We start from the raw sequence: 11,121 nt of genomic DNA, 5'->3' as shown, positions 1-11,121 counted from the left end.
TTAGCTCCCCCGCCGTGTGCAGCAATCCGATTGCTGCTGAATCGGCGGACATGGCACGTCGCCATAACTGCAAAAGACGCAACAGTCACCCGGTTTGGGTCGGAGTAATGTTTGGCAACCTGAACATTCATGGAAGAACAAGCAGGCATCAGTAGGCATGCGCAGTTTTTCCGACAGTTCGCAAATCGGGCAGGTCAGGGTGGAGTCAAGAATAGGTTCCATCGTCATCCCTCTACCGGACCTGGTTGATCAGGGTCGCAGCGCGGACGGCAACCCGATCCCCGGCTTTCAGTCCGCTGGTCACCGCCACGTGGGTGCCGTCCAGCGGCTCGACGCTTAGCGTGCGCGGCTCAAAGCGTTCCGGCGCCGTCTTGACCCAGACGATGCTCTGGTTAGCCGGGTTCTTCATCAGCGCCGCTGCCGGCACCCGGATGCCCGGCACCGTGCTGCGTGTCTGCACGAAAACCCGAACCGGCTGGCCGACGGCCAAGGCCGCCAAAGCGCCGCCTTCACCCCGGAAGGTCAGCGGCAGGGCCTGCTCGCGCAGGCTGCGAGCGACACCGACCAGGCGTAGTGGCAGCTTCTGCTCACCAACGGCGACAAAGGCCCCGGCCACATCGCTGGCGATGGCCATATCGAAAGCCAGCGCCTCGATCAGCATGCGTTCCGGATTGACAATCTCGAACAGGGTTTCGCGGGCTTCGAGCACCTGACCGGAGACGACGTTGGCCGAGGCGATAACACCGCTGACCGGCGCCACCAGTTGCTCGTTAGCCACGGCGGCTTCTGCTTCCTCAATGACCTTGCGTGGCACGGTGTCGGACAGTTCGCGTAGGCGGCGCAGGCGGCTTTCGGCCAGGGAACGGCTGTTGCCGCCGACTTCCGGCGTCACGTAAGCGAGCACCTCGCCCTTCTTGACCTGTTGGCCGGGCAACGGTAGACCGCGTGGCCCCGGCGTGACACGGCCGGCGACGATGGCCTGCACTTTGCCACCGGCATTCGGGTCCATGACCACCTTGCCGGCCAGTTCATGGGTACGGGGCAGTTCGCCGGGCTCAACCAGCAGGGTACGAACACCGATCTGGCGTTGCGCTGGTTTGGGCAGGAAGACGCTGCCGTCCGGCTGGCGTTTGGGGCCATTGCCGCTGGCAGCGGGCGGGGCGTCGCCGTGGTCATGGCCATCACCGGCTACTGCCGGCATTGCAGATAGCGACAGGGATAGGCAAAGGGCGCTCAATAACTGACGGGGCTTCATGCGGCACCTCCGAAATGCGGTTTACGGGAAGCGTGCAGGCGGCGCAACAAAGCGGCTAGAACAAACAGGGCCCCGCCGGCGATACCGGCCCACAAGGCGTATTCCTTCCAGCCATGGGTGTGGGCGGTCGTTTCGGCATGCGCCTCCTCGTGCATGTCGAGTTCACCGGCCAGCAAGTCGGTTTCCTCGCCGGCAATGACGGTCGCCGCAACCGATACGACCCCCGGTTTGAGTTCCTGCGCCAGCGTCGCCTCGAACTCACCCTCGGCATGCGGTTCGACGGGGACTTTGACGCCACCCAGTTCCAGTTCGAGCTTGGCGTCCTTGACCGGGCTGCCGTCGGCATAGCGGTCGAGATAGAGCGTCAGTTGCTTGCCATTGACGACGCCGACCAGTTCAAAGGTTTCGGACGTTGCCGCAAAACGTGGCGCGGCCGGACCGGCGGATGAAGCAGGCGCCTCGCCATGGTCGTGCCCGTCACCGGCCCAGGCCGAAGATGCCACCAAGGCGATTAAGGCGGCCCATCCCACAGCGGCAAGCGTGTTTGTTGTTCTCATGTTCGGGTTCCTCATTTTTGTTCGGGGAGCAGGCCCAGGGCCTGACGCAAGGCGGAGATCGCAGCGGCCAGCTCAATCCGGGCGCGAGTGCTTTGCCGTTCGGCTTCGACGGCTTCGAGTTCGATACGCAGGCGGGTCGGCAGGTCGCTTTCGCCCAGACGGAAGGACTTCTCGAAGAAACTCCGCGACTCTCGCGCCAGTTGGGCGCGTTTCTCCGCGGCCGCCAGTTGCTTCCGACCCGATTCGACGCGCACCCGCGCCGCTTCCAGATCGGCCGCCAGGCGCTCGCGTTCGAGGCGAAGTTGCCCCTCGGTTTCGAGGGCTTCGGCGCGGGCCAGGCCGAGTTTGGCGCGATTGCGGCTATCCGAACCAAACGGGATGCGGACGCCGAGCGTGACGGTCTGCTGATAGTCGTCGCCGAAAGCGCCCCGCTCGCGGGTGGTGGCCAACAACAGTTCTGGATTGTTCCTGGTCTGCACGCTGGCCAGATCGGCACTGCGACGAGCGACTTCGGCCCGGTCGAACAGTTCGACGACCGCCGGGTGGGTCGCATCCAGGGCGGTGAAGTCGGCCGGCACCGCCGGCGGGGTTTCAGGTCCGTCGGCTGCTTTCTCGTCCGGCAGCTTGCCGATCAAGGCGCGCAGTTGCTGAGTGGCTGCGGCCAGCAGGCTGGCGCTTTCGGCCAGCGTTACCTCGGCGCTGGCAGCCGCACCATCGGCCTGATGCTGGTCCGAGCGGGCCAGGTCACCGGCCTTGGTTCGGCGGCGGACATCTTCTGCCAGTTTTTGTGCGCTGACCAGGCGCTCGCGGGCCAGCGACTGTTCGCCGCGTGCCCGCTGCCAGTTCCACCAGGCATCACGCACGACGGCGGCAGTGCGCAGTTGCGCGGCCGTCACCCGGCTATCCACGGCCTTTGATTCGGCGTCGGCCAAGGCCCCCTGACGGGAGCGTTCGCCGGGCAGCCACAGGGGCAAGGCGACGCCGGCCGCGTATTCGCGGCTGCCTTGATTCTTGCTCAGTTGGTCAGTCTTGCCGGACAGGTCCAGCGAAGGTGGCTGGGCCGTCCAACTGCCGGCAACCTGCCGGCGCGCTTCGGCGGCGTCTCGCCGCAGATCGAGGGATTGCGCCTCGGGTTGTCGTGCCCAAGCGGCAGCAAAGGCTTGCGGCAAGGTAATCGCGGCGCCGGTGGGGGCTGACGTTGTTTGCGCCCAAAGGTTGCCGGTCGCTAGCGCAGCGAACGAGTACAGTCCGGCCACGAGTACGCGGGCCGGTAAAGAGGTGGTTCGTGAAACTGATTTGCTTCGAGACATCCGATTCTCCAGTGATTAAAAGACACACAGGGAATCGGCGAGGTGCGACCGGGAAACGTCGCAATGCGTCAGGGCGGATCAGTCCACCACAGTCGCAAGGGAGAAGCGCAGAAAAGTGCTATCCACCCCGCCGATTAGGCGAGGACGGACCAGTTGGGGCGTTCGGGATGAGCGAGAGGCGGCGCGGTCAGATTTCCCGGTAGCCAGGGAATCGCAAAGGACGCGCTGCTTGAAGCCGGCAAGGAAGCCATGCTAAAAATCGCCGCAGCACAACTCGCATGACAGGCGACGCAATCGCCGTCGATGCCTCCGCCCAGAGCTTTGGCATCCGGTGCACCCTCTTGATCGCCAGCGGCCTGATGCTGGTGATCGTGATGGCCGAAGTGCTGCGCGGCGGCCCCGGTCTCGTGCTGGCAATAGCCGGCCACCGCCGCCCAGGAGAACTGGAACGGCAGAAAAACGAGAAGAAGGATAGATAGCCAGCGACGCATGGGCCGGATTGTATCAGCGAAAATCATTTCCGGAAGTCCACCGCAAGATGCGCACACCGTTGCCCACCACCAGCAGACTCGCGCCCATGTCGGCGAAGACCGCCATCCACATGGTCGCATTGCCGAAAACGGCCAGTCCCAGAAAGATCGCCTTGATCCCCAGGGCCAGCCCGATATTTTGCCAGAGCACCGCATGGGTGCGCCGGGACAGGCGAATGGTCTCGGGAATACGACGCAGGTCGTCGTTCATGATGACCACGTCGGCGGCTTCCATCGCCGTGTCAGTACCGGCGGCACCCATGGCCACGCCGATGTCAGCGCGGGCCAGGGCCGGCGCGTCGTTGATGCCGTCGCCGGTCATCGCGGTCGGGCCATAGCGAGCCTGCAAATCTTCGATGGCCGCCAGTTTGTCCTCTGGGAGAAGATTGCCCCGGGCGTCATCGATGCCGGCTTCCTTGGCGATGCTCGCGGCCGTCGCCACGTTGTCGCCGGTCAGCATGACCGAGACGACACCGAGACGATGCAGTTCGGCCACCGCCTCCCGTGAGCTTTCCTTGATGGTGTCCGCCACCGCAAAAATCGCCAGCACCTGCTGTGCCGACGCCAGCATGGTGATCGTCCGGCCTTGCGTCTCGTGCACCTGAAGGCGAACCTCGATTTCGGCGCTGCACAGGTTACGCTCCTCAATCAGGCGATGGTTTCCGAGGACGAGGCGTTGGCCATCCGTTCGAGCTTCAACACCTCGTCCGGCGAGTGCGACAAAATCGGTCAAGCCGTTCTCCGGAAGCTTGAGACCGGTCACAATCGCTTTGGAGACCGGATGGTCCGAGTGCCCTGCCAGGCTGGCCGCCCAGGCAAGCACCTGGGATTCGGGGATCGTCGAAGGAAGCAGTTCTGTGGCGACCAGACGGGGTTTGCCTTCGGTAATGGTGCCGGTCTTGTCGAGCGCTATGACCCGCAGTTTGCGTGCCTTCTCAAGATAGACACCACCCTTGATCAGGATGCCGCGTCGGGCCGCTGCGGCCAGTCCGCTGACGACCGTCACCGGCGTGGCGAGCACCAGCGCGCAAGGGCAAGCGATGACCAGCAGCACCAGGGCTTTGTAGAGCGCTTGCGTCCAGGTCCAGCCGAGGAGCCAGGGGGTCAAAACGGCCACGGCAACCGCAATGCCGAAGACGGCTGGGGTGTAGATTGCGGCAAACCGGTCAACGAAGCGTTGGGTCGGCGCTTGCGTCCCTTGCGCCTGTTCGACCGCGTGAATGATGCGGGCCAGCGTGGTGTTGTCGGCAGCGGCCGTGACACAGAACTCCAGGATGCCGGTTTCGTTGATCGTGCCGGCGAACACCGGGTCGCCCACCGCCTTGTCAATCGGGATGCTTTCGCCAGTGACCGGCGCCTGATTGACCGCGCTGGTTCCCGCCGTCACCTGGCCATCGAGCGGTATCCGGGCGCCGGGTTTGACCCGAACGCAGGCATCCAGCTTTACCTCTGCGGCCGGCACTTCCAGCCACGCCCCATCAGCCTGCCGCACTTCCGCCGTCTCCGGCGTCAAATCGAGCAGGCCCTTGATGGCGTTACGCGCCCGATCCACGGAGCGGGCCTCGATCAGTTCGGCAATCGCATACAAGGCCATGACCATCGCCGCCTCGGGCCACTGGCCAATGAGGAAGGCGCCGGTCACGGCCACACCCATCAGCGCATTCATGTTCAACTGCCCGCGCCGCAATGCCACCAGTCCCTTACGATAGGTGGAGAATCCAGAGAAGGCGATAGCAGCCGCTGCCAACGCCATACCCAGGCCTTTGAACGGCAGGGCATCGGGTCCGAAAAAATCCAGAGCCTCGGCCCCGATGGCCAATGCCAGGGCGATCAGTGCTTTACTGATCTCGCCGAGGCCTGATGGCACTTCGGTCTTCTGTTCATGCTCGATGGGTAACACTTCAAAGCCAAGCTGGCGGATGGTCTGTAACCCGCTCTCCAGGGCGACTTGCTCGCCATCGATGGTCAAGGTTCGGGTAGCCAGTTCAAAACGTAGCGACCGAATTCCCGTGATACCAGCGAGCGCCTTGCGAATATCGTTTTCTTCGTTCGGGCAGTCCATGGCGGGAATCCGAAAAACGCTCGAATGCCCTGAGGTGTTGGATACGGCGACAGGCGGCGCATCCTGGATGGAGGTCGTATCCATCGCACAGCCACCTGAACACGCGCAGCGTTCAGGCTCATTGGGTTGTTGCTTCTCGGCATGAAGGGGCATGGCCATCTCCTGTTTGTTGATGCCATTAAAAACCCTTGAGTCGCTACAAGGTCAAGCAGCTAGAATAAAAAGATTCAAGGAGAAAAGCATGTTGGAGTTCCTGAAGATATTGAGTCTCTTCGTCGTCACTGCACTGGCCGAAATCATCGGTTGCTATTTGCCCTGGCTGGTGCTGACGCAGGGGCGCCCGCGCTGGCTATTGATTCCGGCTGCCGTATCGCTGGCTCTTTTCGCCTGGTTGCTGACGCTGCACCCAGGTGCTGCCGGACGTATCTACGCTGCTTATGGCGGTGTCTATGTCGCGATCGCCTTGCTGTGGCTATGGCAGGTCGATGGAATTCCCCTGACACGTTGGGATCTGCTGGGCAGTGCCGTATCTCTCGGTGGCATGGCCATCATCGCACTCCAGCCAGGCCGGTCGTAAGGATGGCTGGAATGAAAATCGGCGAACTGGCGCGTTTGGCGGGAAGTAATGTGGAAACGATCCGCTACTACGAGCGGAAAGGACTATTGCCGATACCTGCTCGGAGTGAGGGAAATTACCGTATCTATGGGCCAATGCACCAAGAGCGACTGACCTTCATTCGGCACTGTCGTGGCTTGGACATGACCCTCGACGAGATTCGGACGCTGTTGCACTTCAAGGAATCGCCGGAGGAAAACTGCGGCGAGGTAAACCGTTTGCTCGATGATCACATCGGACACGTCGTTCATCGAATCGGGGAACTCCAAGCGCTGGAAAAACAACTCCAGGAGCTACGCGGCCGTTGTCCAGATGAGCGTCGAGCCTCGACTTGCGGGATTCTTGAAGGCTTGTCGCAGTCAGGTATCAACGAGAAGCCGATGGAAAATCACATTCCAGGCGTGCACGGCACCGCCTTAAAATCTCCCAAAGAGCCAGAATGAGCCAGGTCGATATCTACCTCGATGCGGCCGAACGAACCAACACCCGGCGCAGCTATGCATCAGCCATCCAGCACTTCGAAGTCGAGTGGGGAGGATTGTTGCCGGCGACCATCGATTCGATTGCCCGCTACCTCGCGGCATACGCCGAATCCCTGTCACTGAACACGCTGAAGCACAGACTCGCGGCGCTGTCGCGGTGGCATCAGGACCATGGTTTTCCGGACCCGACGAAAGCCCCGAAAATTCGGCAATTGTTGAAAGGTATCCGAACCCTGCATCCAACCCAGGAAAAGCGGGCCAAGCCGCTGGAACTGGAAATCCTGCGCGGCGTTGCCGACTGGCTGACGTCAGCCACGGCCGCAGCGGTTAGCCGGGGTGATTCGACCAAAGCCCTGCGACACACCCGTGATCGAGCTCTGGTTCTCCTCGGATTCTGGCGCGGATTCCGTTCCGACGAACTAGCTAACCTACGCATCGAGTTCATCGAGATCAAGTCCGGCGAGGGGCTGACCTGTTTCTTGCCCCGCAGCAAGGGGGATCGCAACCTGGAAGGGAGACGCTACTCCTGTCCGGCGCTGTCCCGGCTGTGTCCGGTCGAGGCAGTCGAAGACTGGCTGGCTTTGTCCAAACTGTCGGCGGGACCGCTATTTCGCAAGCTCGACCGCTGGGGGCACCTATCCGAGGCTGAACTGACCCCGAGCAGCATCATTCCCATGCTTCGAAAGTTACTGAGCCAGGCAGGTGTGGCCGATGCAGAGTCCTTCAGCAGTCACTCGTTACGCCGGGGTTTTGCTCAGTGGGCGGGCATGAGCGGCTGGGATATCCGGGAGTTGATGAGCTATGTGGGCTGGCGTGACGTGAAGGCTGCCATGCGCTATCTGGATGGGGTCAGCATCGACCAGAAAGCGCGTTTCGAGCAGGGTCTGGATCGGGCGCTACCGGAGAAACAGCCTATTCCAACCCCGCAACTGCCGAATCTACCTGAGGTCGCTCTCACAACGATCGAGGTTTCCATCGATCTATCTGCCTTCAACGGTGGTAGCCGACGCGCCATCGCTAATGCCTTGCGGGATATGGTGAGTACCTGTCTTGCCCGGTTTCAGGCACAACCTCTGGATCAGGAAGGCCGACGATATCAAATTTTCGTGCCAACCCCGTCGATCGATATTCTGGACGATCACCTCTACTCATTGCTCGATGAACTCCATCGCATTGCCGATACACGCGAATGTTTTCTGGAGGCTGTCTGCCTCGACACAGCCAGTGGCAGGCACTGGGACTGATACTGCATGACCCAGCTTCACGAGACCGCATATCCCCGTCTGAAGGCAGACCCCTCAGCACAGGATCTCGACGAGATTTATACCCTGACACACGATGAAATTGCGTTCATCGACAAGACCGTCAAGCGTCCCATTGCTCGCTCGGCTGCCTTCATCTACCTGAAGCTGTTTCAGCGTCTTGGGTACTTCGTCCACATCAGGGATGTCCCGTCAGCGATTCGCCAACACATCGTGGCCCAAACGGGGCATCGGCCAGCAAGGGCCGATGAACTTCGGCAGTTCGACCGAACGACGGCGCGCACCACCTTGATTGCTGCCTTGCGACGCTACTTGAACGTTCGCCCTCTGGACGATCCGGGACGCGCTTGGTTGCGGCATATTGCAGAAACCGCCGCAGACAGCCGGCATGTGGTGGCCGACATCATCAATGTGATGCTCGAAGAACTGGTGCATCATCGCTACGAATTGCCCGGTTTCTCCACGCTCGATCGGTTGGGCATCCAGGCCCGGGAAAATATCCACGACGTCCATTTTGCGAGTATTGCCGACCAACTTGATGCCAAGGTGAAAACCTTGATCGACAACCTGTTCAAGGTCAAGTCGGGCGAGAGCAGCAGCACCTGGAACCTGCTCAAGCGCGAACCAAAAAAGCCAACCAACAAGGAAACTCGCTCCTATCTTCAGCATATCCGCCGGCTCCAGTTGCTGGTCGACCAACTACCCATCCCCGATATTCCCGTTCCGAAACTCAAGCAGTACCGCTACATCGCCCGTTCGCTGGATGCGACTGAAATGGCGGAACTGAAGCCCCAGAAGCGCTATGCACTGGCGGTGATCTACATCCGCTCGCAATTTGCCCAGACGCTCGACGATGCGGCCGACCTGTTCGTCCGCATGCTCCAGAACCTCGACAATCAGGCGCGCAACAAGTTGGGCGAATACCAACAGGAACACCTGCAACGAACCGATCGTCTGATCGGCCAGTTAAAAGAGATGTTGCTGGCCTACCGGATCGATGGCTCGGATCATCAACGGGTAGAGGCCATCGGTGGCAGCCTGATTGCCGATGTCGATGACCTAGTGGCCATCTGCGATGAGCACATGGCCTACGCTGGACGCAATCATCTGCCGTTCCTCATCCAGCCCTACAAGATGGTTCGAGCTCAGCTGCTGAACTGTATCGAAATCGTCAATCCGCAGAGTAGCAGTGAAGACGATACCCTGATCCGGATGATGAAAGCGTTGCAGGCGCTGCGTGGCATCCGGCATGAAGTCGTGCCGCTGTCGTTGGTCGGGTTGAATGCCGAGGAGGATTTCCAGTGGCTCTCCACGGCCTGGCGAAAACTGGTCATTTCCGAGCGCGCCGACGGTCAGGTCGTTGCCATCAACCGCCGTTACTTCGAACTGGCGGTCTTGTATGCAATCCGCGATGAACTGAAGTCGGGTGATCTGTTTATCCAGCATGGCGAACGTTACGACGACTACCGGGAGCAACTGGTTGACGACGATACCCTGAATCGTGAATTGGCGCAGTATGGCGAGGTCACCGGTATCGAAACGGACTCCAGGGTCTTTACCGAGTCCTTGAAGGCGGCTTTGCTGGAGACAGCCGAAGCTGTCGATGCCGAATTTCCCGAAAATGCCTATGCCGAAATTGTCGATGGCCGGCTGATCCTGAAGAAACCGCCAGCCGGCGAACCGCCGCCCGGCATCAGGGCGATCGACCAACTGATCACCGAGCACATGGAGAACATCAGTATCGTCGACGTACTGATCGACACGGAGCGCTGGCTGCAATTGCACAAGTTGTTTCGGCCTTTGATGGGAACCGAAAGCCGGATCGAGGAATTGCGCCCACGGGTAATCAGCACCTTGTTCTGTTATGGCTGCAACCTCGGGCCGACCCAGACAGCGCGCTCAATTCGGGGGATGAGCCGCAAGCAGATCGCCTGGCTCAACATCAAGTACGTGACGGAAGAGGTGCTGGAAAAAGCCATCGTCAAGGTCATCAATGCCTACAACAAGTTCGAATTGCCTGGCTACTGGGGATCAGGCAAGCATGCCTCTGCCGACGGCACGAAATGGAACCTCTACGAGCAGAACCTGATTTCCGAACATCACATCCGCTACGGTGGCTATGGCGGTATCGGCTACTACCATGTCTCCGACAAGTTCATCACGCTGTTCAGCCACTTCATTTCCTGTGGCACCTACGAGGGCACTCACATCCTCGACGGGCTGATGACCAACACCTCGGATATCCGGCCGGACACCATCCATGGCGACACCCAGGCCCAGAGTTACACGGTGTTCGCGCTTTCACACCTCTTGGGCATCAAACTGATGCCGCGCATCCGTGGCATCAAGGATCTGGTGTTCCATCGGCCCGACAGCAACAAGAAGTTCACTCATATCGACCGGCTTTTCAGCGACGACATCAACTGGCAGATGATCGAGACCCATTTGCCGGACATGCTGCGCGTGGCCGTCTCCATCAAGCTCGGGAAAATTTCAGCCTCGGCCATTCTGCGTCGCTTGGGGACTTACAGCCGAAAGAACAAGCTGTATTTCGCCTTCAAGGAACTCGGCAAGGTGATCCGAACCATGTTCCTGCTGAAATACGTTGGCAACGTCGAACTACGCCGGCTCATCCATGCGGAAACCAACAAGTCGGAGCAATTCAACGGTTTCGAGAAAAAACTGTTTTTCGGCGGAGAAGGGGTGATTGCCGAAAACCTGCGTCATGAACAGCGCAAGATCATCAAATACAACCATCTCGTAGCCAATCTGGTCATCTTGCACAACGTGGTTGGGATGAGCCGGGTGCTGAAGCAACTCCAAGCCGAAGGGGCTGTGATCAACCAGGAAGTCTTGGCCGGTCTGGCGCCATACCGGCTTGAGCACATCAATCGATTCGGCGATTACGTGCTGGATTTCCGACGCAAGGTCGAGACACTGGATGAGGGATTTCGAATTTTGGAGTCCGAATCAACAAGCCAAGATCAATGACTATTGAATTTTTCGGAGGAAATCCCAATATCATGGATTGCCATGCACGTGCGTGG

10 protein-coding genes are annotated in these 11,121 nt (G+C 60.3%); 4 read left to right on the top strand and 6 right to left on the bottom strand.

Features of this window, described 5'->3' with window-relative positions; genetic code table 11:
- The 6 genes from ACLIIZ_RS08835 to ACLIIZ_RS08810 form a co-directional block, all read right to left on the bottom strand.
- Complete coding sequence (locus tag ACLIIZ_RS08835) at window positions 1-222, bottom strand: GDCCVxC domain-containing (seleno)protein (RefSeq protein WP_465221444.1); 222 nt, start codon at window positions 220-222, stop codon at window positions 1-3.
- Window positions 223-232: 10 nt separating this feature from the next.
- Complete coding sequence (locus ACLIIZ_RS08830; protein ID WP_416691734.1) at window positions 233-1,255, bottom strand: efflux RND transporter periplasmic adaptor subunit; 1,023 nt, start codon at window positions 1,253-1,255, stop codon at window positions 233-235.
- Window positions 1,252-1,812 (bottom strand): hypothetical protein, encoded by a 561-nt coding sequence (locus ACLIIZ_RS08825; RefSeq protein WP_416691733.1) that lies wholly within the window; start codon window positions 1,810-1,812, stop codon window positions 1,252-1,254. The genes ACLIIZ_RS08830 and ACLIIZ_RS08825 overlap by 4 nt, the downstream gene beginning before the upstream one ends.
- Window positions 1,813-1,823: 11 nt before the next feature.
- Complete coding sequence (locus tag ACLIIZ_RS08820; protein WP_416691732.1) at window positions 1,824-3,122, bottom strand: TolC family protein; 1,299 nt, start codon at window positions 3,120-3,122, stop codon at window positions 1,824-1,826.
- A 134-nt stretch (window positions 3,123-3,256) separates the two neighbouring features.
- Window positions 3,257-3,613 carry a cation efflux protein, CzcI family gene (gene czcI / locus ACLIIZ_RS08815; RefSeq protein ID WP_416691797.1) on the bottom strand — a complete coding sequence of 119 codons (357 nt, stop codon included), beginning with the start codon at window positions 3,611-3,613 and terminating at the stop codon, window positions 3,257-3,259.
- A 13-nt stretch (window positions 3,614-3,626) separates the two neighbouring features.
- On the bottom strand, window positions 3,627-5,867 hold the full coding sequence (locus ACLIIZ_RS08810; protein ID WP_416691731.1) for a heavy metal translocating P-type ATPase: 2,241 nt from the start codon (window positions 5,865-5,867) through the stop codon (window positions 3,627-3,629).
- A gap of 88 nt (window positions 5,868-5,955) precedes the next feature.
- Between ACLIIZ_RS08810 and ACLIIZ_RS08805 the strand changes: the two genes are divergently transcribed.
- Genes ACLIIZ_RS08805 through ACLIIZ_RS08790 form a run of 4 tightly spaced genes read left to right on the top strand, consistent with a single transcriptional unit; the run spans window position 5,956 to window position 11,065 of the window.
- On the top strand, window positions 5,956-6,291 hold the full coding sequence (locus tag ACLIIZ_RS08805) for a YnfA family protein (protein WP_416691730.1): 336 nt from the start codon (window positions 5,956-5,958) through the stop codon (window positions 6,289-6,291).
- A gap of 11 nt (window positions 6,292-6,302) precedes the next feature.
- A complete protein-coding gene (gene cadR / locus ACLIIZ_RS08800; RefSeq protein WP_416691729.1) occupies window positions 6,303-6,773 on the top strand; it encodes a Cd(II)/Pb(II)-responsive transcriptional regulator in 471 nt (156 codons plus the stop codon).
- Window positions 6,770-8,056: a site-specific integrase gene (locus ACLIIZ_RS08795; RefSeq protein WP_416691728.1), complete on the top strand. Its 1,287-nt coding sequence runs from the start codon at window positions 6,770-6,772 to the stop codon at window positions 8,054-8,056. The genes cadR and ACLIIZ_RS08795 overlap by 4 nt, the downstream gene beginning before the upstream one ends.
- Window positions 8,057-8,062: 6 nt before the next feature.
- On the top strand, window positions 8,063-11,065 hold the full coding sequence (locus ACLIIZ_RS08790; RefSeq protein ID WP_416691727.1) for a Tn3 family transposase: 3,003 nt from the start codon (window positions 8,063-8,065) through the stop codon (window positions 11,063-11,065).
- Window positions 11,066-11,121 lie beyond the last annotated feature (56 nt).

Origin of the sequence: Azonexus caeni, assembly GCF_048146105.1 — a bacterium.
Classification (GTDB): Bacteria; Pseudomonadota; Gammaproteobacteria; order Burkholderiales; family Rhodocyclaceae; genus Azonexus; species Azonexus aromaticus_B.
Note: the sequence above shows the minus strand (reverse complement) of the source record. Positions and strands in the feature narration are given on the sequence as shown.